Source organism: Paenibacillus sp. FSL P4-0338 (assembly GCF_038002365.1).
Lineage (GTDB): Bacteria > Bacillota > Bacilli > Paenibacillales > Paenibacillaceae > Paenibacillus_AQ.
Genome location: NZ_JBBOCG010000001.1, coordinates 2,490,297 through 2,515,228 on the forward strand (window position 1 = coordinate 2,490,297; position 24,932 = coordinate 2,515,228).

19 protein-coding genes are annotated in these 24,932 nt (G+C 53.7%); 2 read left to right on the forward strand and 17 right to left on the reverse strand.

Going from position 1 to position 24,932, the window contains the following annotated elements; translation table 11 throughout:
• Window positions 1-74: 74 nt before the first annotated feature.
• The 4 genes from MKZ07_RS11030 to MKZ07_RS11045 form a co-directional block, all read right to left on the reverse strand.
• On the reverse strand, window positions 75-908 hold the full coding sequence (locus MKZ07_RS11030; protein ID WP_156949738.1) for a hypothetical protein: 834 nt from the start codon (window positions 906-908) through the stop codon (window positions 75-77).
• Window positions 857-1,309, reverse strand: coding sequence for a flavodoxin (locus MKZ07_RS11035; RefSeq protein WP_036700768.1), 453 nt, complete (start codon window positions 1,307-1,309; stop codon window positions 857-859). Before MKZ07_RS11035 ends, MKZ07_RS11030 begins: the two co-directional genes overlap by 52 nt.
• Window positions 1,310-1,566: 257 nt before the next feature.
• Window positions 1,567-1,932 (reverse strand): VOC family protein, encoded by a 366-nt coding sequence (locus MKZ07_RS11040; RefSeq protein ID WP_036700766.1) that lies wholly within the window; start codon window positions 1,930-1,932, stop codon window positions 1,567-1,569.
• A gap of 105 nt (window positions 1,933-2,037) precedes the next feature.
• Window positions 2,038-2,856 carry a helix-turn-helix domain-containing protein gene (locus MKZ07_RS11045; RefSeq protein ID WP_036700765.1) on the reverse strand — a complete coding sequence of 273 codons (819 nt, stop codon included), beginning with the start codon at window positions 2,854-2,856 and terminating at the stop codon, window positions 2,038-2,040.
• Between the two features lie 280 nt (window positions 2,857-3,136).
• On the opposite strand from MKZ07_RS11045, the gene MKZ07_RS11050 reads away from it, so the two are divergent.
• Window positions 3,137-4,000: a class I SAM-dependent methyltransferase gene (locus MKZ07_RS11050; protein ID WP_036700763.1), complete on the forward strand. Its 864-nt coding sequence runs from the start codon at window positions 3,137-3,139 to the stop codon at window positions 3,998-4,000.
• 3 nt (window positions 4,001-4,003) lie between these two features.
• Window positions 4,004-4,750, forward strand: coding sequence for an RluA family pseudouridine synthase (locus tag MKZ07_RS11055; protein ID WP_036700760.1), 747 nt, complete (start codon window positions 4,004-4,006; stop codon window positions 4,748-4,750).
• 51 nt (window positions 4,751-4,801) lie between these two features.
• Here MKZ07_RS11055 and MKZ07_RS11060 read toward each other — a convergent pair whose 3' ends face one another.
• The 13 genes from MKZ07_RS11060 to MKZ07_RS11120 form a co-directional block, all read right to left on the reverse strand.
• Window positions 4,802-5,245: a MarR family winged helix-turn-helix transcriptional regulator gene (locus tag MKZ07_RS11060; protein WP_036700758.1), complete on the reverse strand. Its 444-nt coding sequence runs from the start codon at window positions 5,243-5,245 to the stop codon at window positions 4,802-4,804.
• 179 nt (window positions 5,246-5,424) lie between these two features.
• Window positions 5,425-7,866, reverse strand: coding sequence for a DNA gyrase subunit A (gene gyrA / locus MKZ07_RS11065; protein WP_036700755.1), 2,442 nt, complete (start codon window positions 7,864-7,866; stop codon window positions 5,425-5,427).
• 383 nt (window positions 7,867-8,249) lie between these two features.
• On the reverse strand, window positions 8,250-10,232 hold the full coding sequence (gene parE, locus MKZ07_RS11070) for a DNA topoisomerase IV subunit B (protein ID WP_036700752.1): 1,983 nt from the start codon (window positions 10,230-10,232) through the stop codon (window positions 8,250-8,252).
• A gap of 72 nt (window positions 10,233-10,304) precedes the next feature.
• The gene (locus tag MKZ07_RS11075) at window positions 10,305-11,294 is read right to left on the reverse strand and encodes an ABC transporter permease (RefSeq protein WP_036700746.1); all 990 of its coding nucleotides are present in this window, start codon (window positions 11,292-11,294) and stop codon (window positions 10,305-10,307) included.
• Window positions 11,287-12,270 carry an ABC transporter ATP-binding protein gene (locus MKZ07_RS11080; RefSeq protein WP_036700740.1) on the reverse strand — a complete coding sequence of 328 codons (984 nt, stop codon included), beginning with the start codon at window positions 12,268-12,270 and terminating at the stop codon, window positions 11,287-11,289. The genes MKZ07_RS11075 and MKZ07_RS11080 overlap by 8 nt, the downstream gene beginning before the upstream one ends.
• Before the next feature lie 48 nt (window positions 12,271-12,318).
• Complete coding sequence (locus MKZ07_RS11085) at window positions 12,319-13,236, reverse strand: GDSL-type esterase/lipase family protein (RefSeq protein WP_051494024.1); 918 nt, start codon at window positions 13,234-13,236, stop codon at window positions 12,319-12,321.
• Window positions 13,237-13,689: 453 nt separating this feature from the next.
• Window positions 13,690-14,475 carry a CAP domain-containing protein gene (locus MKZ07_RS11090; RefSeq protein ID WP_076156747.1) on the reverse strand — a complete coding sequence of 262 codons (786 nt, stop codon included), beginning with the start codon at window positions 14,473-14,475 and terminating at the stop codon, window positions 13,690-13,692.
• A gap of 456 nt (window positions 14,476-14,931) precedes the next feature.
• Window positions 14,932-16,893 (reverse strand): WG repeat-containing protein, encoded by a 1,962-nt coding sequence (locus tag MKZ07_RS11095; protein ID WP_341025832.1) that lies wholly within the window; start codon window positions 16,891-16,893, stop codon window positions 14,932-14,934.
• 1,203 nt (window positions 16,894-18,096) lie between these two features.
• Window positions 18,097-19,104, reverse strand: coding sequence for a galactose/methyl galactoside ABC transporter permease MglC (gene mglC / locus MKZ07_RS11100; protein WP_036700737.1), 1,008 nt, complete (start codon window positions 19,102-19,104; stop codon window positions 18,097-18,099).
• A 110-nt stretch (window positions 19,105-19,214) separates the two neighbouring features.
• On the reverse strand, window positions 19,215-20,726 hold the full coding sequence (locus MKZ07_RS11105; RefSeq protein ID WP_076156739.1) for a sugar ABC transporter ATP-binding protein: 1,512 nt from the start codon (window positions 20,724-20,726) through the stop codon (window positions 19,215-19,217).
• A gap of 161 nt (window positions 20,727-20,887) precedes the next feature.
• Window positions 20,888-21,958, reverse strand: coding sequence for a galactose ABC transporter substrate-binding protein (locus MKZ07_RS11110; protein ID WP_036700733.1), 1,071 nt, complete (start codon window positions 21,956-21,958; stop codon window positions 20,888-20,890).
• A gap of 128 nt (window positions 21,959-22,086) precedes the next feature.
• Window positions 22,087-23,109 (reverse strand): substrate-binding domain-containing protein, encoded by a 1,023-nt coding sequence (locus MKZ07_RS11115; RefSeq protein ID WP_036700732.1) that lies wholly within the window; start codon window positions 23,107-23,109, stop codon window positions 22,087-22,089.
• Window positions 23,106-24,932 carry a sensor histidine kinase gene (locus MKZ07_RS11120; RefSeq protein ID WP_084649087.1) on the reverse strand — a complete coding sequence of 609 codons (1,827 nt, stop codon included), beginning with the start codon at window positions 24,930-24,932 and terminating at the stop codon, window positions 23,106-23,108. Before MKZ07_RS11120 ends, MKZ07_RS11115 begins: the two co-directional genes overlap by 4 nt.

Below are 24,932 nucleotides of genomic sequence, written 5' to 3' on the forward strand. Positions count from 1 at the left end.
AAAAAGCATCCCCTCACGGTCAAATGACCCGGAAGGAGATGCTTTTTGTGTCGTCTTCATTTCAGCGTCTGCTTCTACATCAGTCCATAGCCCCGCACCTGGGCTTCATCCCGGTCACTGCGGCGGTTGCTGCATTTCACGCAGCCTGCTGCCTGCTCTTCCCGCTCCAGGAAGACAGACAGCAAGCGCACATAATCCAGCGATTCCTGCAGGGGCATGTCTGCCCCGTCATACAGCTGCCTGCGGCCATCCAGCAGCGAGTAGATGGCGATCGTCTCCGCCGGCTTCCCGTAAGCCTTATGGCAGAATACATTCGCCATATGCAGAAATCCGGTAATCACCTGCTGGTCAGCGTGTACCATGAATTTCTGGATATTCAGACTGCGTCCCGTAAGCTCCGAATTCCAGGCCAGCTGAAAAATCACCGCCAGCTCAATCTCAAGCTCCCGGACAGGAACATGCCACTGCTCGAAACGCATCACCGGAATCTCCCGGGCGAAACTGCCCGTGACTATCCGCATCAACTCATCGGCCACTGCCTGCTTGACATCCCAGTAATGCATTAGGGAAGGAAAATCGTTGCCCTTCGGCGGCCAGCGGCGCTCCAGCAGAAACTGGACCGGCGTCTCCCGGCGCACCTCGGGCCGGAGACTGTAGAAGTCATTAAGCGTATGTCCGACTGCATATTGAACCTGCTGTCTCCAGCGGGGAAGGCCGGTAGCAGGAGCTCCGCTGCCGGCCACCTCGGCCCCGCCCAGCATGATGTGCTCCATGCGGTAATCATTCAGGCGTCTATACCGGCCAGCTTCAGTATCCGGCTTCGTTCCTGTGAAGTCTCCTGCCGCCGCGCCCATCCTTAAGAGACCGCCGCGCAGGTCTCGATGAACTGGCGCCCGTAGGTGCGGCAAGCCTCTTTCTCCGCTGCATTCGGACCGTATTCAATCTTCAGGCTGGGCTGCACAATCTCGGCTCCGCGCTCCTTCAGCTTCTCTTCAATCTGATCCACCGCTCCGCAGTAGATCTCGTACCCGGTATCTCCGCTTCCGAAGGCCGCCGCCTTACAGGCGCTAAGATCAAGCCCATCCAGCTCTTCATAGAAATCCAGGAATTCATCCGGCAGCTCGCCGTCTCCCCATGTGTATGCTCCCAGCAGTACAGCCTCATAAGCTTTTATCTCATCCGCATTACAGTCGGTGACCGATTTCAGTACCGCCTCTCCGCCTGCCGCGCGTATTCCTTCCACGATCAGTTCAGCGATTTCCTCCGTATTGCCAGTTAAGCTGGCATATGCCACTAGCACTTTAGCCATGACTTTAATCCTCCCAAGGTACAAATGAAATTATTCTCTATATCCGGTCTCCTAAGCCAACCTCGTCTTGCTTACTTCACGCTGTGCTAATCTCATTCTATTTGATAATGATTATCATTGTCAACAATTAAAAAGCGCTTCTGCTCTTATCCTGGTCATCCTTCCCGCACAACACAAACAGCGCCAGCTCAGGACATAACTGCTGCCCGGAGCTGACGCTGCTCATTATTGCTTTTGTCATATGAAGTGTGGAACGATTAATACCCGCCTTCCAGCAAGGTAATTGCGTTGCCGTCGGGATCACGGAAATTCATCTCTTTACCGCCGTACTCCATGGTTGCCGGAGGCTGGCAATCCAGTCCTTTCGCCTTCAGCTGCTCGTACGTTTCATCCAGACTCCCGCAGGAGAATACCAAATTAACGGTTCCGGTAGTAAGGTTCTCCCACTTGTCAGCGTTCCATATAATGATGCCGGGCTGGCTGGCGTCTATCGCAATTTTGGCCCCGCCAGCTTCTCCATAGCCCTCGAATGGAACAGGAATGCCGAGTACCTCCGAGTAGAATGCTACCAGAGCTGCGGGGTCTTTACTGTACAGATTGATGCCGTCAAATGTTGTGATCATAATGATATCCTTCCCTTCATTGCTTGTGATGTGATCGGGCTGGTGTCAGCCGTTCTATGCTCATTGTACTTCTGCCTGCATGGCTTGTATTGCAAAAAAACGACATCAGCTCCGGGCATGGCTCAGCGCATCCAGCGGGGTCTTGCCTGCGAATTTCTTGAAGTTGTTGATCAAATGCGACTGATGGCTGTACCCGTAGGTGAACACTAGATCCTGCATTACACCTTGGGTCTGCTCAGAACGGTACAGATCCAGCCAGACATTCTGGAAGCGGATCAGATCGGCCACTTTTTTGGGCGGAAGACCGATATGCTGCCGGAACAGCCGTTCAAGCTGGCGGCTGCTTAAGCCCGAGCTGCTCTCCAGTGCCCCTGCCGTCATGATCCCGCGTGAAGTAAGCAGCCTATGAACCGCGTTCATCATCCCGTCACTGCTCCGATTTCCCCGTTCCAGTCTACGCAGAAGGAAGACTTCAGCAGCAGCAATGCGCTCAGTCATTGTACGGATATGCTGGAGCCTGTCTCCCAGTTCCTTACGGAAGGTCCGGAAATAATGCTCTACCGGAACATGCACATTCAGTACCTCTGTCAGCGGCTCGTCTGCGAAGAGATGAACGGCCCAGAAATGAAACCGGATAGCGAAACGCTGCGCCGACATAGGCTGTGCTGCTTGTCCTGTCTCGAACGGACTGTCATTAATCCCGCAAAAAATACCGCCCGACTCCCCTGTCCGCTCATCCCATTCCCATATAATATCCATGCAACTGTCAGGTATAACGGTCTCCGTCCGCTGCGGCGGCGGGGGCTGTGCTCCTGATCCCCAGAAGCAGCGGATATACGGCTGAAGCAGCCTGCCCGGCAGATACTCGCCGCCCCCGGCCGGATTGGCTGTAATCGGATGATACAGCGCCGAAAGATTATACAACTGAGTGCAGCCTCCTTCCCTTGCTGTAACCTTGTATTCAGATCATACACAATCCCTGTACGAAGCGCCAGAACGCCAGCTTTTCGATGGAATAAGCGCTCTGCTTATCGAATGATTATCTTGTAAACGGATCTGTCCTGCATTTCCTGGTAATATTATACGCCTGCTGCTTGTTGGCTACACTGGGAATAGTCGCAGCTTTGCAACCATTTTGTTTGTAGCTGCGGGCTTAAATGTTGTACAATAAAGGCTAAATGACTTTTTGAAGGATGGATTAATAATGTATATAGCCAGTGATTGGAAAGACTATGAAGTGATCGATACCGGGGGCGGGGAGAAGCTCGAACGCTGGGGCGATATTATCCTGCGCCGGCCGGACCCGCAGATCATCTGGCCGCTGGCCAGCGAGAGCGCCAAATGGCGGGATGTGCACGGACATTATCACCGCAGCTCCGCCGGAGGCGGACAGTGGGAGATGAAGAAGACGATACCGGAGGACTGGAAAATCAGCTACGGCAAGCTGAAGTTTAACCTCCGCCCGACGAACTTCAAGCACACCGGGCTGTTCCCGGAGCAGGCGGCCAACTGGCGCTGGATGATGGACAAGATCGCAGCGGCTAACCGCCCGATCTCCGTCCTCAACCTGTTCGCATATACCGGCGGAGCCACTGTTGCGGCAGCAAGTGCCGGAGCCTCCGTCGTGCATGTTGATGCGGCCAAAGGAATGGTGCAATGGGCCAAGGAGAATGTAGCCCTGTCCGGTCTTGCTGACAAGCCGCTCCGCTTCATTACCGATGATGTATTCAAATTCGTCCAGCGCGAACAGCGCCGCGGCAGCAAATACGATGCTATTATTATGGACCCTCCGTCCTACGGAAGAGGGCCGGGCGGAGAAATGTGGAAGCTCGAATCCAGTCTCTATCCCTTCCTGGAGAGCTGCATGGAGATAATGAGCGACCGTCCGTTATTCATGCTGATTAACTCCTACACGACCGGTATCTCGCCAACCGTACTGCGCAACATGCTGTCGATGACCATGGGTAAGCGCTATGGCGGCAAGCTGAATTCCGGTGAGATCGGCTTGCCGATTACAGCCTCCGGCATGAATCTGCCTTGCGGAATTCTGGGCCGCTGGGAGGCGTAAGCCATGACCGGAACGAATAACGGTACAGCAGGAGAGTCCGGCAGCAGCCCCTCCCGGTTCGAGATTCTCTATGAGGACAACCATCTGCTAGGCATTGTTAAGCCGGTCAACATTCCCGTTCAGGAGGATGCTACAGGCGACCCGGATCTCCTGACCCTGCTGAAGGAAGATGTGAAGGAACGCTACGCGAAGCCGGGCAACGTCTTCATGGGACTGGTTCACCGGCTTGACCGGCCTGTAGGCGGGGCGATGATCTTCGCCAAGACCTCGAAGGCAGCCTCCCGGCTATCTGCGAGTGTCCGCACCCATGCCTTCCAGAAGGTGTATCTGACAGTGGTGCATGGTCAGCTTCCGGGCGCAGAGGGCCGGCTGGAGCATACGCTGCTGAAGGACCCTAAGAGCAATACCGTCCAGGCTGTCCGGGAGGGGACGCCGGGCGGCAAGCAAGCCATCCTTGATTATACCGTGATCGGTACCGCAGAAGGCTATTCTCTGGTGAGGATTGACCTGCTGACCGGCCGCTCCCACCAGATCCGCGTTCAGCTCAGCAACATTGGCTGTCCGCTCTATGGAGATCAGAAGTACGGCGCGGCCGTGAACAGACCGGGACAGCAGATTGCCTTATGGTCCGCTCTCACCCGGTTCCCGCATCCGGTGACCAAAGAGGAAGTGGAGCTGCTCTCCCTGCCTCCCCGGTCCTATCCCTGGAATCTATGGACTCCGCAAATTCAAAAGCAGGCTATCCTTTAACGGACAGCCTGCTTTTTTACATTAATAAATGAATAGGTTCTCAGTTGGTGCTTATACGGACTGTACCGAAGCTGCGGCGTCCACTGCCGGGGCAACCGCCATCTTTCCCATAAGGTAGAGCAGCAGCTGCTGGTTATGGGAGGAAATGGGGTCCAGCGCTTCTGCAAAAAAGTCACTGCGGACCTTCAGTCCGCGCAGCGTCTCCTGCTGGCCTGTCTCGGTGATGCTCACCCAGACAATTCTGCGGTCCGCGGCATCGCGTTCACGAACAATCAGATTATGCTTCTCCATCCGGTCAAGCAGCATCGTCACGGCCGCCGGGCTGGTCGCCAGATGAGGGGCCAAATCAGAAGGCTTCATCGCATCACGCTCCTGCAGCAATTCCAGTACGGTTAGCTGGGCATCAGTCAGTGTAGGGGCAAGCTTGCTGTCCATATGTAGCTTATAGTCCTTTAATATCTTATGCCAGATTTTACTGAATTCAGTGGAGTGCACACTTATTCCTTCCTTTCCTGCGGATCTCTATCCGGTATATTAACTTTTTCGCCAGAAAAATTCCAAATCCTTCAAGGACGAAAAATAAAATCTTATCTGCAACTGTTGCCCCCAAATTAAAAGCGCAGGCAACCCGTTACTCCTGAGCTGCCCGCGCCATTCCATGCGGTCTTATATTCTTACTTGACGGCCTGAAAAAGAATAGAGATCTCGTCCTTCTTCTCGACAGCAACCAGCTGCTTGCCTGTAGAACGGCGCTCAGCAATCGGTGCCGACTCGGAGGAGAACGAATGTACAACGCCGCTCTGGGTGATAGCGGTCAGCTCCAGCGGCTCCTTGCAATAGAATGCGCCTGCCAGCCTGCTGCCATTCGGGCGGACACGCTTGCCTTCCTTGAACTCGAAGGTTGGCATCCCTTTGCCTCCGCGGCTCTGGGAAGGATAATCCACCATCAGGGAACGCTTGGCATAGCCGATGTCGGATATAGCCAGAATCTCGCCTTCATCCTCACTGACCCAGAAGCAGGAGACCACTTCATCTCCTTCACGGAGCTGTATTCCCCTAACTCCTGTGGCCACCCGGCCCATAGGATTCACTTCATTCTCACGGAAACGGATGCTCATACCGTCACGGGTAACCAGCACGATGTCCTTGTCACCCCTGCTCTGCGCGACTGTAATGATCTCATCGCCTTCGGCCACCTTGCAGGCGGCAACGGCTCCGGAACGGCTTGTGGAGTACTCCTTAAGCTCTGTACGCTTCACCTGGCCCTTGCGGGTGATGAAGACCAGACTTGCCTGCGGATCCTCCAGGTTGCCGACTGGCAGCACACTGACGACACCGTCTCCCTTCGCCAGTCCGAGCACGTTAACGATGGCCGTCCCCGGATCTTTCCATTTGAACTCTGGAATCTGATGAACGGGAAGCAGGAAGTATTGACCCTTGCGGGTGAAGACCAGCAGGCTCTCCCGGGTATTCAGATCCAGCAGCTTGACGATATGATCGCCATCCTTCACACCTGAAGAGTGGCGCTCCCCGCCCGAACGGGTGAATGACAGCATACCGGTCCGCTTGATATAACCGTCCGCAGAGAGTGCAACCAGCACATCCTCCGCATTAACCAGAACCTCCATGTTGACCTTAAGCTCCTCTACCTCTCCCTGAATCAGGGAACGGCGGTCGATTCCGTATTTGTCACGGATCTCCAGCAGCTCCTTGCGGATAACGGTAATCAGCTTCTTGTCGCTATCCAGAATCCCCTGAAGCACAGCAATCCGGGCCAGCATCTCATCCAGTTCCTTCTGAAGGGAGTTAATCTCCAGATTAGTGAGGCGGTAGAGCTGCAAGGTAAGGATGGAATCCGCCTGCCGTTCGCTGAAGCCAAACATCCATACCAGATTATTCTGGGCATCCTGACGGTTCTTCGAAGCTTTGATGGCAGCGATGACTTCATCCAGAATATTCAGCGCCTTGACCAGTCCCTCCAGGACATGGGCACGGTCCTCCGCCCGTTCCAGATCGAACCGGGTACGGTGGGTGACCACTTCACGCTGATGGGCAATGTAGGCTTCAAGGATCGCTTTGAGCCCCAGCTGCTGCGGAGCCTTATTAACTATGGCAACCATATTGAAGTTGTAGGTGACTTGGAGGTCGGTTTTTTTGAGCAGGTAGGCTAAGACGCCTTGTGCATCTGCCTCCTTCTTCAGCTCCACCACGATGCGCAGGCCCTCACGGCCGCTCTCATCGCGGACCTCGGCGATTCCTTCGATTTTTTTCTCCAGACGGATGTTCTCCATGGAGGTCACCAGCCGTGACTTCACGATCTGGAAAGGCACCTCGGTGATTACGATCTGCTGCTTCCCGCCGCGCAGGTTCTCAATCTCCGTCTTGGAACGCAGATAGATACGGCCTTTACCGCTTCGGTAAGCATCCATAATGCCGTCTCCGCCCATAATGGTTCCGCCTGTCGGGAAATCCGGCCCTTTGATGAAGGTCATGATATCCTCCAGTGCAATGTCCGGCTTCTGCATGACAGCAATACAAGCGTCAATGACTTCCCGCAGGTTATGCGGGGGAATCTCCGTGGCGAATCCGGCTGAGATCCCGCTGGTCCCGTTCACCAGCAGGTTCGGATAACGGGAGGGAACCACCACCGGCTCCTTGGCCGTATTATCGAAGTTGTCCTTGAACAGAACGGTGCGCTTCTCAATATCGCGCATCATCTCCATGGCAATCGGAGACAGACGCGCTTCTGTGTAACGCATTGCCGCTGCCGGGTCATCATCCATGGAACCCCAGTTGCCATGTCCATCTACCAGCACATGCCCCATCTTCCACGGCTGTGCCATCCGCACCATCCCGTCGTAGATCGAGGAGTCCCCGTGGGGATGGTAGTTACCCATGACATCACCGACGGTTTTGGCTGACTTGCGGTATGGCTTATCCGGCGTATTGCCGGAATCGTACATGGCATACAGAATCCGGCGCTGCACGGGCTTCAGCCCGTCGCGCACATCGGGGATCGCCCGGTCCTGAATGATATATTTGGAATACCGGCCAAACCGGTCACCGACGACCTCTTCCAGAAAAGCCGGCAAAAATTGCTCTGATAAACTGCTCATATCCTCTTCACCTTCTGTTCCTCATTCTGTCCGCTTTTTTAAAGATTGATGATCTGACCGCTGCGCTCTTGCGTTAATAAATTCAAAAACCAAACAATATTTTGATAACAGGTAAGACCGTAACTGCGGTGATTTTGGCCTTCGGCCGCTGTTGTCTCCAGATTTTCTGATTTAGAACCGCTGATCGCGGTAAAAATCCGGAGACAAAGGCGGACGCTGACGCTCCTACAGTTCCAAAATCCCCTCCGTTACTTTCCCTTGTATCAGTTTAACAAAACATAGTTCACAATCCATTGAATTCAAGAACCAACCGCTGCGCGTAAACCAATCATCAAAAAATTAAAACGCGGAAGTAATCGTCACTTCCCATTACTCTCTTACATTTACTCCACGATCTCCGTGAAGTCGACGTTCTCGACAATCCAGCGCTTGCGCGGATCGACTTTATCACCCATCAGAGTGGAGACGCGGCGTTCGGCTTTGGCGGCATCCTCGATCTGCACCTGAAGCAGCGTACGCGAATCGGGATTCATCGTGGTCTCCCACAGCTGGTCCGGGTTCATCTCACCCAGTCCTTTGTACCGCTGCAGCTCGAAATTCTTCCCGAATTCCTTCAGATAATTCTGCAATTCCTCATCGCTCCAGGCATAGCGGACCGTCTCCAGCTTACCCGATTTACGCGTCAGCTTATACAGCGGCGGCTGAGCGATATAGACTTTACCGGCATCGATCAGAGGCTTCATGTAGCGGTAGAAGAAGGTCAGCAGCAGCACCTGGATATGCGCTCCGTCCGTGTCGGCATCGGTCATAATAATGATTTTGGAATAATTGCTGTCCTCCACGGCAAAATCAGGCCCGATTCCCGCACCGATTGCCGAAATAATCGCCTTGTATTCATCGTTCTTCAGGATATCCAGCAGTTTGGCCTTCTCCGGGTTCATCGGCTTGCCCTTCAGCGGCAGGATCGCCTGAATCTTGGAATCCCGGCCCTGCTTCGCAGAGCCTCCGGCCGAATCGCCCTCCACGATGAAGATCTCGGTACGTGTAACGTCCTTGGACTGTGCAGGCGACAGCTTGCCGCCCAGGTTCGAGCTCTCGCTGCGTTTCTTGCCGCTGCGGATCTCATCACGGGCCTTACGGGCCGCTTCACGGGCCTTGGAGGCCTGAATCGATTTCTTCAGCAGGCTCTGCGCCACCTGGGGGTTTTCTTCCAGGAAGCGGGCCATTTTCTCCGAGACAATGAAGTCCACGGCACTGCGGGCAGAAGCACTCCCCAGCTGATCCTTCGTCTGTCCGACAAATTCCACATCCGACATCTTGATGCTGATGACCGCCATCATGCCTTCGCGCAGATCATTGCCCTCCAGATTCTTGTCCTTCTCCTTGAGCAGCTGCGTCCGGCGGGCGTAATCATTCAGCACACGGGTATAGGCTGTCTTGAAGCCTGTCTCGTGTGTCCCCCCGCTGCGTGTAGGTATGGAGTTCACGAATGAAGCAATGGTCTCCGTATATCCCGCATTATACTGCAGCGCGATTTCCACTTCGATCTCGTCCTTCTCGGAGCTGAAATGGATCACATCGTGCAGGACATCCTTGCCTTCATTGAGGAATTGCACGAACTGGCTGGCGCCGCCTTCATAAAAGAATTCATCCTGACGCCCGCTGCGCTCGTCGCTCAGATTGATCCGCAGCCCTGAGTTCAGGAAGGCAATCTCCTGCACCCGTTCCGCCAGCGTATCATAGTTAAACGATATCCCTGCGGAGAAGACGCGAATATCCGGCTTGAAGGTAATCTTCGAACCGGTTTTATTCGTATTCCCCAGTATCTCAAGACCGGTTACAGGCTCACCGACATGCTCTTTGCCACTCTTGTCGACCCAGTATTCAAAGCGCTGGCGGTGAATTTTGCCTTCCCGGTAGATCTCTACTTCCAGCCACTCGGACAACGCATTGGTTACCGAAGCCCCGACACCGTGCAGGCCGCCCGACTTCTTGTAGCCAGAGCCGCCGAATTTGCCGCCTGCATGCAGAATAGTGAATACCACCTGCGGCGTTGGGACTCCTGTCTTGTGCATTCCGGTTGGTATTCCGCGTCCGTTGTCAATCACGGTTACCGATCCGTCTTTGCGGAGGGTGATATCAATCTTCGAGCAAAACTTCGCCAAATGCTCATCTACGGCATTATCTACTATTTCCCATACTAAATGGTGCAGACCCGAGGAACTCGTACTGCCAATATACATGCCGGGCCGTTTGCGGACCGCAACCAGACCTTCGAGCACCTGAATGTCGTCAGCATCGTATCCAGTCCGGGCTGCTTCGCCGTTCTTAGAGACTTTTGCAAACATATCGATCTGTTCGAGCATTCATGCTCCTCCTTCTCTTGTCTTCCTATCTCTCTAAAATGCAAACAAACGTTTTCGTTCACTTTGTACATTCTAATTCAAAATATCCCGTTTCGTAAAGACGGCGAATGAAATGATTACGGCCGCAAGCCCCCAAATGCCCAGAACCGCCATCGAAAAGCCCAGTGTCATGCCCTCAATCGGCGCAGGAGTGCCCGCTAAATAAGTAGTCAGCTCCATGTTGACCATAAATAAATATTTGGCCGCCGTCCAGGCGGAAGCCATGTTGGTCAGGATGGTTCCAGCAATCAGCGCCGCCATCATCACTACAATGCTCGCAGCCGTGCTGCGGACCAGCACCGATACCATGAAGGCCAGCAGGGCCACTACGATGCTGACATACCAGATCAGACCGCCCTGCATCAGCAGGTACTTCCACTGCTCTACGGCATGAACCTTAGTCATATCCACAGTATCACCGTTTAGCTGGAAGCCTGTGAAGACCGGAACATTGAACCCCTTATAGCCAAAAGCCAGCCCCGAGATCAGATAGCTGATTACGAATACGGACAGGACTATTAGCGAGACGAACATCAGCAGCGCCGCCATTTTGCTGAACAGCACCTTCCAGCGTCTGACCGGGCGGGTCAGCAGCATTTTGATCGTGCCTGTCGTCCGCTCCCCGGAGACCAGGTCGGAAGCAACCGCCATGATCAGCAGCGGAATAAACAGAGAGACGGAATTATTGACAAACTCCCGGGTGAACGTCACTCCGCTCGGCTCATTCGGATTCACATCATGATCCAGATAATACTGTAATTGCTGGAGGAAAATCCGCCGGTACGATTTCCATTCCTCCGGTATCCGGTCGCTGCCGAGTGAGTTCTGGTTGTCGGTAATCTGCTGCTGGATCTCCAGTCTCCAGTCAGAGTTAAATTTGTCACGGCTGCGTTCGGCTATACGCATTTGTGCATAGGTAAACATTGGGACCAGCACGAGCAAGATGAGCAAGATGACATAGAAACGTTTCTTTTTAATAATCTTCAGACACTCATTTCGGATGAGCGGCAGCAGGTTAGTCAATGGCTTCACCTTCCGTTAGCTTCAAGAATAGCTGTTCCAGTGTAGGGTTGATTTTATGCACAGCCCGGACTTCCACCTCTTGTGCAACCAGCACGGCGACAATCTCCGGGATCAGCTCCTCGTCCATCACCGTAACCAGGGAATTCACGCCCATGCCTGCGATGACCGAGTCATCCAGGGTAACCTCGTCCAGATGAAGCAGAGCGATATCCGGCCGGCTAGCCATGATGTCTCTTGCCCGCTGAAGCGGCTCCAGCTCCCACAGGACATACGGTGAGTTACGGGCAACCAGCTCGTCTACAGCGCCTACAGCGAGTACGCGGCCTTTACTGATAATGGCTACCCGGTCGCACAGCAGCTGAATTTCGCTCAGTAAATGACTGGACACAAAGACCGCCAGTCCTTCGTCTGCCAGCTTACGGATGAATTCGCGCAGCTCCTTGATCCCCTTGGGGTCAAGGCCGTTGGTCGGCTCATCGAGAATCAGCAGCCGGGGACGGCCGAGCAGGGCTTGGGCAATACCGAGCCGCTGGCGCATCCCGAGCGAATACGTGCTGACTTTATCCTGAATGCGCTGATCGAGCCGCACGATTTCAACGACCTCGTTAATCCGCTGCGCGTCTACTCCGGGTTGCATACGGGCGAAATGCTGCAGGTTCTCCCAGCCCGTCAGATACGTATAGACCTCGGGATTCTCGACGATCGAGCCGACGTATTGCAGCGCTTTTTCCGGATTCCGGTTCACATTGTAGCCGCAGACGGTAATCATCCCTTCACTCGGGCGGATCAGATCCACCAGCATGCGGATGGTTGTGGTTTTGCCGGCTCCATTCGGACCGAGAAAGCCGAAAATCTCGCCTTTTTTCACATCAAACGTGACATCATCTATAATCCATTTGCGGCCGATTTTTTTGCGGACACCCCGGGCGGACAGGACGACTTCTTCCCCCGGTGCCTCATGAATAGTTCTCGCCATTTTATACAGCTCCTTGCCACAGTCATTTCTGTTCGAATAATCTCTTGATCAACGAACTGCTTGTACAATCCGCTCGCTCATCCGCTGATAACCGTCCCCGTTCGGGTGAAAATGATCGCTCGACAGGTATTTCGCCAAATGGCGGTCAAACAGGTCAAAGGTCGGGACCAGCGTCATGTTCTGATGTCTGTTGATCATATCCATCGCCGCATTATTCCACGCCGTTACCGCCTGATTACCGGGAATTAGCAGCCCCTCGATATCTCCGAAGGGATTATACAGTCCGATGTAATAGACCTGGGCCTGCGGATTCACTTCTGCAACTGTATCCAGTATGCTGCCCAGCCGTTTAGCGGCCCCGGGCAGAGCGGAGAGGAGCGATTCCGGGGTCAGATCACCCGCAGATGCGGTTGGAACCGGCGCTACGCCTTCTACCTTGTTATTCGCAGGGGCTGTGCTCTGAGGTGCCGTTTGCTCCGAAGGCTTCGCTGAAGCGGCTGCTTGTCCGCTGCTCCCGCCTGTGCCCAGAATATCCGAGCCCCGGAACAGATCGTTCCCGCCAATGGAGATCAGGATCACATTCGCCTGACGCAGCGCGTACTGCACCCCTTCCTCTTGAAGCTTGCTCTGCAAGGCAGCTGTGGTCAGGCCGTTAATGCCCATATTGCCCAGCAATTCTGCCTTTCCTCCATTGGCCGACAAGGCATCCACGGTCCGCTTAACAAAGCCCTGCCCAGAGTTGTCGCCGGTCCCTTTGGCCAGCGAATCGCCAAGCGCCAGGATCTTGTATTCGTCACTTACCGCGGCTGCCTTTGCAGCCGTCTCCTGCGGAAGGGAGGAGAGGAATTGCTCCCCCTTCGGGTTCATGATATCGCCCACTGCATACACAAATCCTGTAATCAACAGTAAAGTTGCCAGGATGGACACCAGGCTCACTGTCCTCCAGGTCCATTTGGAATCATTCAATGCTATCCCTCCATCTGCCGTACTCTTCTGCTTAGCCCATTATTCACAGCATTATTAACTATGTAGATAAACATAATTCTTCTTTGCACAATTTGCAAACGAAAGAGGTGAGTTTAGGTGGGGGGCACGGCTGCGGTGATTTTGGACTTACGGCCGCTGTTGTCTTTGGATTTCCTGATTCAAACCGCTCCTCGCGGTAGAAATCCAAAGACAAAGGCGGACGCATTCGCTCCTACAGTTCCAAAATCCCCTCCGCCGCTTCACACCTAAACGGTGAAAGCAGTAGGGCGGCACGATAGCGCTGCGCTGATCGTGCAATGACCGCGTACTGCGGCACGATAGCGCTACGCTGATCGTGCAAAGACCAATATTACTTCCATATCCTAAAAAACATAAAAACGCCCCCCGGCAGTGCCGGAGGGCGGAGTTAACGTTACTTTGAGATACTTCGGATTATTTACCGATAAATTCCTGGACCCAGTAGTTATTATCGAAACCAACGCCGATATAGTTGAAATTCGCGCTCAGGATGTTAGCCTTATGACCCGGACTGTTCATCCACGCCGTCATAACTTCCTGAGGGGTCTTCTGGCCCATAGCGATATTCTCACCAGCCGCCTTATACGTAATGCCGAAGGCCGACATCATATCGAAAGGTGATCCGTAGGTTGGAGAAGTGTGTGAGAAATAGTTGTTCGAGCGCATGTCCGCTGCCTTCGCCGCAGCCACTTTGTTCAGGCTGTCCAATGCAGAGACAGGGGCTAGTCCAGCTGCAGCGCGCTCTTTGTTCACCAGAGCAACTACTTGCTGTGTGTAACTTGAGGCGTTAGTACCAACCGCAGGAACTGCAGATGGAGCCGGAGCCGGGGTTACCACAGGTTTTGCAGTGGCAACGGGTGCCGGTGCTGGCTTAGCTGTTGCTGCCGGGGCTGCTGTAGCCACTGGTGCAGCTGTGACAACCGGCTTAGCCGGAGCTACCGGCTGTGCTGCCGGGGCAGCTGCAACTGGCGTTGTGTATACAAAGGTTTTAGTGACAGTGTAAGTATTACCACCCAGTACAAAAGTCTTCGAATTGTTCTGCGTGAAATATTCCATGAGCTGTGTGAAATTCATATCTGATCCGGCTGCCGTAGGGGCACCGGCTGCTGCTGCGTTTGCTTGTAATGGAAGAGAAATGCCAAGCGCCATAACTGCGGCTACGCTTCCACCTATCACTCTTCTCAAAGTATTGCTTTTCATTCTGCCATCTCCTTAATCTTTGTTGTGGTATCTCGTGCTGCCAGGGGTGTCGGTCCACAAATGTTACAAAGTTGTAATCTGTTCCTAAGTCATTGTAACACAAAACTATCAGCAGTGCGCTTCTAAATTTTGTAATTTTATAGATAAAGAGGCTTGTCCCCTCCAGCAGCGGCATATGAAACAGCATTGCCGTCCTTTTCAGGACGGCTGTGTCTACCCTATATATCGGCGCTTCTATAGAGATTGAGCATAGAAAATACTTAAAGGGGAAGTGGTGAAGGAAAATTTTGGAACTGTAGGAGCGATAGCGTCCGCCTTTGTCACCGGATTTGCACCGCAAATTGCGGTACAAATTAAGAAATCTGGGGACAACAGCGGCCGGAGGACCAAACATTCTCTGGAGTCACGCCCACCCCTATAAGAAAACTTCAAAGTACAATCGATATAATATTTATTTTAATGAAAAGACTGCCAGAACTCCCCTTCGGTCGAAATCAGGCCCATAATCTCTGCATACGGAATGCGGAAGGTTGGGAATCCTGCCGAATAAGGAGCAATCTCATAAGGGGCAAAATACAGATACAGCGCCTCCGCATCCACATAAAAGGGCTGATCCGCTGTGATACCTTTATACGTATCAGGGAAAACATAGGAATACTGCGGATCATTCGCAATCTGCTTGCCGACAATGTCACTGAGCTTCTGCACATATTTGCTGCCGGGCTTGAATAGATCGCTGAGCGTGTAGAATTTGCCGGTGCGCAGGTTGATATGCTCGTAGATCCGGGTAGGCATGCCGTGCGCAGCGCCGAACGGAAAATGATAACCGCTAAGCTCCAGCACCAGCAGATTCTTGCGGAAGAAGGATACGGCGAAATCTCCCGTATAGCTGAAATCCTGTGTGCCTCCACCCGTCCCCGCGCCGTATGGGAGCGACAGGATGCGCAGCTTGTCATTTACTGCCTTCGAGATCTCGGCAACCGCGATCCCTTCCACGACCGGATAATAGACCAGATAATCCCGGTTCGGCTTGTATTTCTTCTCCAGCACAGAGTATGGCGGTCTGAGCGGTATGACCCCGTTTTGACGCCAGACCTGCTTGCCTTTACGGTCATAATAGGAGGTCCGCAGATCAATATCCGCACGGATCAGGCTGCCGCTGAAGGACAGTGACCCTGAGCCAGGGATGACCGGAGGCTGGGCGGATTTTTTCCCGCTGGTATCAATAAAATACGTATCCTTGGCATCGTACACCGACGCGAGTCCCTGCTGATAATTGTTCACGCCCAGCAGCGGGTGGGTGCTGAGAATCCGTCCGGTCAGCGCATCGGCTATAACATAGCTGGAGCCTCTGTAGGGCTGATCCGCATACAGCGGGGTCCCCAGCGCCACACGGTTCTCTCCCAGCTGCTGCACCTCATAGTAGACGGCGGGAATAATCATTTTACCCTGCTTATCGATCAGACCGTAGGCGTTGCCGTAATCCGCAGCTGTGTTAATCACCGCCCGGCCCTCCGAGAACGGCAATGCTGCCGTATACTGCGGCTGGATAGCAATCGTACCGTCCGTGTGGAGATAACCGTATTTTCCATCCTGCGTTGCCTGAAAGGCCAGCAGCCCATCCCCCGGATACCCGACAAAAGGATGTTTGTACGTATGCAGCATCGCGCCATGAACATCAATCAGCGCATATTCCCCTTCGGCTATTTTGACTAGTGCAGTCCCATTCGAGAAATCCCCGGCGTCCAGATAGATGGCTGGCAGCACCTGTTTGCCCTGGGCATCCAGATAGCCATACAGCGAGTTCCCTCCGGTAGTATTCTGCTTGGAGAACAGTGCGCGGCCTTCGTGCAGCGAATTCAGATAGTCATAGCGCGCGGACGTCACTTCTTTGCCTTTTTCATCAATAAAAGTGTAGCCCTTCGCATCCGACACCACGGCCCGCCCCTCGGAAAAAGGACCAATAAAAGAATAGACCGGTTTGACCCGCTCCCGCCCGGAGCTGTCAATCAGACCGCTGACATTTCCCCGCTGCACCACCGCCAGGCCATTCTGCTGAAACTCCTCTGCATAGTCATATCTCGGCTCAATCACAATCCGGCCGTCGTTGTTGATATATCCCCACAGCGTCCCGTCCTTAAGGTTAAAAGGAGCCGGATGCAGCAGCTCTGCCCGCAGGCCTCCGCCGTCATCCGGGAGCACAATGAGCGCCTCCAGCGGCTTTTTGGAGTAGTCTACACGGTATAAGCCCGCCTCTGCCGGGATCGTCGCGAACAAATCCTCTTCCGCCCGGATGAAATCCTCCTCCTGCTGCGGAATACACTCATTCCAGCCGATACCGTCCCACCGCCATACCTCCGCCACAATCAGACCATTGTCATTCCCTTTTCCCAGCTCGTTCAGCTTAATCCTCAGCATGCTGTCGTTCTCCTTTACAAAGGCTTTTGCCTATAGAATATGAACGTGAGGGGGAAAGGGTGTGTCTGTGCTTGGGCGATAATAAAGCGGTAATAAAACGTTAATAAAACAGAAAGGCGATGTCGTAACTGCGGTGAGTTTTGGACTTCCGGCCGCTGCCCAGTTTGGATTTCCTGATTCGGACCGCTGCTCGCGGTAGAAATCCAAACCTAAAGGCGGACGCTCCCGCTCCTCCAGTTCCAAAATCCCCTCCGTTACTGCTGCCTTTTTGTTGGTGAACCTTAAGGGCAACACAAACACACCCTTTCGGAGGGTGTGTACCGGGGATACAAGGGCTGCTGTGCCTGCCCTTGAAATATGAGACTAATCCTTCTGCTGGGCTGGCAAAGGATTAGTAAAACTCTATAAAAGATAAAAGTATAAAACTCTATTCTATGGATTGGATAAATAAGTAAATGTGCATACATGTCGAACCTAACCGCTGCCTGACTTCTAACCTCTTGCCACTCGCTGTCCGCCGTCTGACTGCTTCCTGATTGCCGTCCGCTGCCTGCCATCTGACTGCTAACTGTCTGCCACCTGGGCACTAACAGCTGCTGTCTACCGCTAACCTCTTCGCCTCTGGAACAGAATAAAAACTAATAATTAGTTACGGGAAGCTGCAAAATTCTGCCCAAAATGCAACATTCGACTCCCTGCACCGACTTTAAACTAACATTGTTGTATGAAATGCAGCATTTGCTCGCCCACACCCCACTTAGAAGAGAAAATGTTGTAATTCGTGCAGCAATCCCCCCGAGTCCCCTGTTCCAGCTCGCCGGAGTTGCATTTATTGCAACAAATCATGATCACCTGTTCCGAGTAGCGGAGGGAATTCGAGAGCTGGAGGAGCGGTAGCATCTGGAGGTCCAATACTCACCACCGCAGGCACGTATAATCAGATGATTTGGAGCAACGCTGCGACAAATCGGTGCAAGCCAAAAAACGTTTGCGTGGATACCGCAAACGCTCTTTGTCCTGCCTACCCCACCCTTGGTGAGGTGATAGGAGTACCGGAGGGGATTTTGGAACTGTAGGAGCGGGAGCGTCCGCCTTTGTCTCCGGATTTCTACCGCGATTAGCGGTTTAAATCAAGAAATCTGGAGACAGCAGCGGCCGGAAGTCCAAAATCCCCGCAGTTACGACTAATCACCGAACCCCAAGCTACTTCTTCGAAGAATACTTACGCATATCAAACGATACCGCAGCGATGATGATCAAGCCCTTGATGATCAACTGGTAGTAGGGGCTGATACCGATGAAGGTCAGGCCGTAGTTGATCAGGGTGAAGATAATAACCCCGACCAGGACACCCGGTACGGTGCCGATCCCGCCGGTGGTGGATACGCCGCCGACGACGCAGGCTGCGATGGCGTCAAGCTCGTACATGTTCCCGTAGTTGTTGGTAGCGCCGCCGGTTCTGGCTGCTTCAAGCACACCGGCCAGACCGTACAGAGCACCAGCGATGGCATAGATGTAGATCAGGTTCTTGGAGACGTTGATCCCGGATACCTTGGCTGCCTGCATGTTGCCGCCGATGGCGTACATGTTTTTGCCCAGCTTGGTTTTGTTGAACAGCACCCAGACGATCGCCGCGACTCCGAGGGCTATGAGTACGATGTACGGGATGGAATATTGGCCGCTGCCGATGAAGCCGGAGCCGATATCGGTGAAGTCCCGGCGCAGGCCGCCGATCGGCTGGGATTGGTTAGGGTCCATATCGAAGTACAGGGAGTTCAGGCCGTATACGATCAGCATCGTACCCAGAGTGGCGATAAACGGCGGAACGTTCAGCTTGGAGACAATAATCCCGTTGACGAGCCCGCAGAGCAGACCGGCCACAATGGCGATTAGAATCGGCAGCCAGACCTGCACCTGCGGCAGATCAGGGAAGAAACGGCGGGAGTAGTCGGGTATCTGCAGCATGGAAGCTGAGATCACCGCTGTGAAGCCGACCACCCGGCCTGCCGACAAGTCGGTCCCGGCGGTGATCAGGATAAAGGCCACCCCGAGAGCAATAATAACGCGTGTGGAGGACTGGATCAGTACATCCCGCAAGGTGTTAATGGACATGAAGCTTGGCTCGTATATGATAATCCCCATGATCAGCAGTACCAGCACGATGTAGATAGCGTTTTGAGTCACGAAGGACTGCGCTCTTTTAATAGTCATAATTGTGTTCCTCCTTAATTGTTACGCGAAGTTTAAGCATTCGTTGCTGAGCTTCTTCAGCCTTGCAGCAGCCCTATTGCTTTCGCCGTCCTGTGAGCTGTAGCTCCTGATTAATGCTGTGCAGCGAGACGCATCACTTCGGTTTCTGTAGCCTGCGTACCTTCTAATATTCCTGTCAGCCGTCCTTCCGACATTACCATGACACGGTCAGACATCCCCAGCAGCTCGGGCATTTCCGAGGAGATCATGATGATACTCTTCCCCTGCTTCGCCAGGTCGGCAATGATCGTATAGATCTCGAACTTCGCACCGACGTCAATTCCGCGTGTCGGCTCATCGAGCAGCAGCACCTCAGGCTCAGTGAGCAGCCATCTGGCCAGCAGCACCTTTTGCTGATTCCCGCCGGAGAGGTTCATAATCTGCGTCTTGGTCGTTGGTGTTTTGGTGCGCAGCTTTTCAATCATTTTATCGACTTCAACCTTCTTCTTGCGGCCGTTCAGCAGCAGATAAGGCGTCTTGTAGCGGTCCAGGTTGGCGATGGCGCCGTTCTCATGCACAGACAGCACCGGGAAAATCCCCGTCACGCGGCGCTCCTCGGTCAACAAGGCCAGCCCGTGTTTTTTGGCATCCTGCGGAGAGTTAATCTTCACCTTCTTGCCGTCTATCGAGATGGAGCCGGATTTCACCGCGCGAAGTCCAAACAACGCTTCCATGACCTCGGTTCGCTGTGCGCCGACCAGACCGCCGACCCCCAGAATCTCCCCGCGTCTTAATTCGAAGGAGACATCCTTGAAGGATCTGGGCTCCGGTGAGGTCAGGCCTTCTACCTTCATGAACACCTTGCCTGGAACATTGGTGCGCTCCGGGAAACGGTTCGTCAGATCGCGCCCGACCATCTTGGAGATAATCAGGTCCGTGGTCAGCTCGGCCGAAGGCCAGGTACCGATCTTTTTACCATCACGCATAATCGTCACTTCATCGGAGATCTCCAGGATTTCTTCCATTTTGTGAGATATATAGATAATAGCTACGCCTCTTTTTTGCAGGTCCCGGATGATCCGGAACAAATGCTCCACTTCCACGCTCGTTAAGGACGAGGTTGGCTCATCCATGACAATAACGCGGGAGTGAAAAGAGACCGCCTTCGCGATTTCGATAGATTGGATCTTGGATACAGACAGCTTGCCCACCAGCGTTTCGGGATTCAGGTCGATATCCAGATCTTTAAATAAGTTTTCTGTGTCTGTGAACATTTTTTTGTGGTCAATGAACTGAAGCGGCCCGATGCCCTTGGTCGGAAAACGCCCCAGCCAGATATTCTCCATCACACTGCGGAAAGGTACAGGGTGCAGCTCCTGATGGATCATCGAGATGCCGTGCTTCAGTGCTTCGCTCGAACTTGTGATGGAGGCCTTCTGGCCATCCAGGAAGATCTCACCGGCATCCGGTGAATAGATTCCAAAAAGACATTTCATCAGTGTGGACTTGCCTGCCCCGTTCTCGCCCATAAGTGCATGAACCGAGCCCGGACGAACCTTAATGCTGACTCCATCCAGCGCCTTAACGCCGGGAAATTCTTTGGTAATACCGTTCATTTCCAGCAAAAATTCCGTATTTGCCATGTTGTTACGCCCCCTACGCTTTTTTTCTTTTTCCATGAGAGGCACAGCGGTTCCATCCTGCTCCCTACCCGTAAGGAATTCCGGAGAGCGCGGTACAGCGCCCTCCGGGACTGGTATCTATGAAACGTATCTGTATCTGTATCCTTGCACCTGTTAACGAATTATTTCGCGTCTGCTACGTTGTCTTTGGTGATTTTTTTGTAGGAGATCCATACAAACTGGTTGTCTGTGATGTCGAAGCCTACGTTCTCTTTGGTTGGTGTTTCGCCTTTGGCCAGCAGAGCGGCCAGGGTAATCGCTGCTTTACCTTGGTTGTTGGCATCGTTCAGTACGGTACCCAGCATCGTTCCATCCTGCAAAGCCTGAACCGCAGGAGCTGTGGCATCCACGCCTACAACCGGCATGTACTTATCGCCGCTGAAGTAGCCTTGAGCCTTCAGAGCTTCGATGGCGCCGAGTGCCATGTCATCGTTGTTGGCCAGTACGGCTTCAATCTTGTCGCCGTGGGAGCCGAGGAAGGCTGCCATTTTCTCCTGGCCTTTTACACGATCCCACATCGCGGTATCTTCAGCCAGCTTCTCTACCTTGATGCCAGCATCTTCAATCGCCTGGATGGAGTACGTGGTGCGCAGCTCGGCATCCTGGTGTCCCGGTTCGCCCTTCAGCATGACATATTGCAGTACGCCATCACCGTTCTTGTCGGCTTCAGGGTGTGCCTTCCAGTAATCCACGATCAGCTGGCCGGACATGGTGCCGGACTCTTCAGCCTTGGCGCCTACGTAGTAGACTTTATCCCATTTCTTCATATCTTCCGGCAGCGGCTCGCGGTTCAGGAAAACCACTGGAATGTTCGCTGTCTTGGCCTTGTCAATGATGACGCCAGCAGCAGTGCGGTCTACCGGGTTGATCAGCATGCCGTTATATTTCTTGGTGATGAACAGATCCACCTTATCGTTCTGTGTTGGCTGGGAATTCTGGCTGTCTACGATATCAACCGTGGCAATACCCTTAGCAGCAGCATCGATGGCGTTGCGGACACCCGTCATGAACGTGTCGTCGAATTTGTAGATCGCTACGCCGACCTTTGGAGTCTCAGTTGAACCCGAATTCGCTGTGTTAGCCGCAGTTCCTGTGTTAGCAGCATCAGACGCCTTGTTATTGTTGCCGCCGCAGCCTGCGAGAGCAGCACCCAGCAATGCACTGGCAAGTAAAACGGAAGTGATTTTTTTCATGTCTAATTGACCTCCTGAGGATATTTCTTTATTTGGATGAACCCGGTGTGTCCCGGGTACATCCTTATTATGCCCTACGTGAAAACGGTTGCGAATATAAAATCCTACTCAGTTTCATGAAAATTCTGCTATCTTACAAACGGGAACAGCAGCTTCTGATTCTCCGGCCACAGCATATTCTCCAGATCGATAAGCTTGGTGCCGGTGTCCACGCGTTCGGGAATATCCATCCCTTCGAGTGCCTCCACAGCATATTTCACTGCCAGATACCCGTTGCTGAACGGATTCTGGATGACGGTAGCCTGCACAGTGCCATCCTGAAGCGATTCCATCATGGAGGGCGAGCTGTCAAAAGCAATCATTTGCACACTATCCCTCTTCAGGCCCTGAATCACCCTGGCCGCGCCTTGTGAAGCAATCTCATTCAGGGTGGCAATACCACGCAGCTCGGGATACTTGTTCAGCATCTCCCGGGTCAGATTCTCGGCGTCGGAGGTGCTGGAGGAGGTGTAGGCGATCGGTACGACCTTAACATTCGGGAAGCGGGCGGCGTAATTCAGAAAACCCTTTTCCCGCTCATCTGCATCCCGCGCACCATAGTCGATACTGCCATTCTTGCCGGAGTCCGGGGTAAGCGACGAATTGGTGAAGTTAATGATCCCGATCTCGCCGTAGCCCCCCAGCAGCTGGATCAGACGCTCGGCGGACTTCTGTCCGGCCTCGTAGCCGTTCGATCCCACGTAAGTCCGAACCTTGGCCGAGCCGACCTCCGCATCGACTGAGATGACCGGAATTCTGGAATACGCCGCCTGGTCCACTACCTGTGCCAGTCCCATATAGCTGCTGGCCGCGAGAATAATCACATCCGCCTTCTCCTTAATGGACTCCTCCACCATGACGACCTGCTCCTCAATATCACTCTCCGAATCCGGTGCCTTAAAGGTCAGATTGACATTGAATTCCTTCGCCGCAGCCTCTGCTCCCAGCTTCAAGGTGTTCCAGTAGTCCCCTTGGTTCATCTTGACAATCAGGTGGATATTCCGCGTTTTGCTGGTGCTGATATAAGCTGGCGAGGCATTGAAGCAAGAGGACACAGAGATCCACAGCACGCCGCACAGCAGCACGGTGAGCCATACACGCAGGCTTTTCACAGGTTCGTCTCCTCCTTCTGCTCATCCGTAGCCTCTCCCGCCGGGCGGGCCGGGAACACAATCGTAACAACCGTCCCCTCTTCCAGCTCACTCTCAAAAGCAAGCCCGTACTCCCGCCCGTAATACAGGCCGATCCGTTCATGCACATTCCGGACGCCGACCCCTGATCCGCTGGTGCTTTTGACGCTTCCGCTTAGAATGCCGTTCACCGTCTCCCTGGACATGCCAAGGCCGTTGTCGCTGACCTTGATGATAATTAGCCCGTCCTGAAGCCCGGCGGTGATCGAGATCAGCCCCTCGTCCGGCAGCATTTCGATCCCGTGATAGAGCGCGTTCTCCACGATAGGCTGCAGGATCAGCTTGATCGTCTGGCACTCCAGGACCTCCTCCTGCGCCGTGATCTCATAACGGAATTTATTCTTGAAGCGGAAGCTCTGAATCACCAGGTAATGGCGGATGTGGTCCAGCTCTTCCTGGATGGTAATAATATTCTTGCCTTTGCTGAGGCTGATACGGAAGAATCTTGAGAGTGACTGGATCATGGTGACGACTTCATCCGTTTTGCCGCGTTCGGCCAGCCGGATAACCGAATTCAGCGTATTGTACAGAAAATGCGGGTTGATCTGCGATTGCAGCACCTCAAGCTCGCCCTTACGCTTCGTCTCCTGCTCATAAATAATCTGCTCCATCAGCTGGCGGATACGCTGGAGCATCATGTTGAAGCGCCTCGACAGCTGCTCTACCTCATAGGCTCCGCTGACATTAATCGGCGTATTCAAATCCCCCTCCGCCACCTGCTTCACGGTACGCTCCAGCTTGCGGATGGGGCTTGCAATCAGCCAGGACAGGAAGACCGAGACCGCAATAACACAGACGAGCACAACACCAAGAAACCACGCCAGGAACTGGTTCAGATCCCGCTTGGTAGTGACAATCTCATCGTAATAGGCTACCCCGACAATCTTCCAGCCGGTCTGCGCCAGTGTGCGTACGGTAATAAACCGCTTCTCCCCGGTTGATTCGTCCAGATAGCTGCGGTAGGCGTATTCCAGCACCGGCTCCACATTCTCATACTTCAGCCCGGCGTAGATGAGCTGCTGCTGCGGGTGGTAGACGATATTGCCGAGCGGATCGAGGATGTAGGCGTAGCCTCTTTTGCCCAGCTTGACCTGCTTGCTGAGTTCGTCAATCGTTCTAAAGTTGAAGTCAAGCAGCAGCACCCCGGTTCTCAGTTCCCCGTTCTCTCTGTACTGAATCAGCTTGGAGATGGAGACCACCCAGGTATACCTGCCCTTGAACAGATTCTGGATATGCGGGGCGGAATAGGAGATCTCCGAGGTGCGCTTGGCTGTAGTGAACCAGCTCTGGCTCTCCAGCCCCGTGTTCATGCGCATCGTCTGCCCCGGCGTCCCTACGACGTACTGTCCCTGCGGGGTAAAAACAGCCACAGACACCAGATCCTCGCGGCTGCTCATCAGTGTATCCATCCGTTCATAGAGCAGCGGGGAATCGATGGAGGGCGTAGAGGTAATCTGCTTCTCGGCGGTCGCAAAAATACTGCCCATCCCCTTCACGTAAAGCTCCAGGTTATAGTTCACCTGTTCAATGATCTGCTGCATGTTGAGATTGGCATTCTCCTCCGCCGTGTTGGCGAATTTGCCGTACAGCATCACACTGACGATCACGGCCACCGCCGCAGTCACCGCCATGAACGTCAGCGTGATAATCAGCTGAATGCTCCGCAGCTTCGAGGACAGGCGCAGCCTGCCGCTCTTGCCAGGCCCAGGCCGCAGCGGGAAGAAATAACCCTTCGGCTTGTTCAT

Coding starts and splice junctions, on each gene's coding strand:
- MKZ07_RS11035 (WP_036700768.1), bottom strand. CDS start 1,309: ATGGCTAAAGTGCTAGTGGCATATGCCAGCTTAACTGGCAATACGGAG.
- MKZ07_RS11040 (WP_036700766.1), bottom strand. CDS start 1,932: ATGATCACAACATTTGACGGCATCAATCTGTACAGTAAAGACCCCGCA.
- MKZ07_RS11050 (WP_036700763.1), top strand. CDS start 3,137: ATGTATATAGCCAGTGATTGGAAAGACTATGAAGTGATCGATACCGGG.
- MKZ07_RS11055 (WP_036700760.1), top strand. CDS start 4,004: ATGACCGGAACGAATAACGGTACAGCAGGAGAGTCCGGCAGCAGCCCC.
- gyrA (WP_036700755.1), bottom strand. CDS start 7,866: ATGAGCAGTTTATCAGAGCAATTTTTGCCGGCTTTTCTGGAAGAGGTC.
- parE (WP_036700752.1), bottom strand. CDS start 10,232: ATGCTCGAACAGATCGATATGTTTGCAAAAGTCTCTAAGAACGGCGAA.
- MKZ07_RS11080 (WP_036700740.1), bottom strand. CDS start 12,270: ATGGCGAGAACTATTCATGAGGCACCGGGGGAAGAAGTCGTCCTGTCC.
- MKZ07_RS11090 (WP_076156747.1), bottom strand. CDS start 14,475: ATGAAAAGCAATACTTTGAGAAGAGTGATAGGTGGAAGCGTAGCCGCA.
- MKZ07_RS11095 (WP_341025832.1), bottom strand. CDS start 16,893: ATGCTGAGGATTAAGCTGAACGAGCTGGGAAAAGGGAATGACAATGGT.
- mglC (WP_036700737.1), bottom strand. CDS start 19,104: ATGACTATTAAAAGAGCGCAGTCCTTCGTGACTCAAAACGCTATCTAC.
- MKZ07_RS11105 (WP_076156739.1), bottom strand. CDS start 20,726: ATGGCAAATACGGAATTTTTGCTGGAAATGAACGGTATTACCAAAGAA.
- MKZ07_RS11110 (WP_036700733.1), bottom strand. CDS start 21,958: ATGAAAAAAATCACTTCCGTTTTACTTGCCAGTGCATTGCTGGGTGCT.
- MKZ07_RS11120 (WP_084649087.1), bottom strand. CDS start 24,932: ATGAACAAGCCGAAGGGTTATTTCTTCCCGCTGCGGCCTGGGCCTGGC.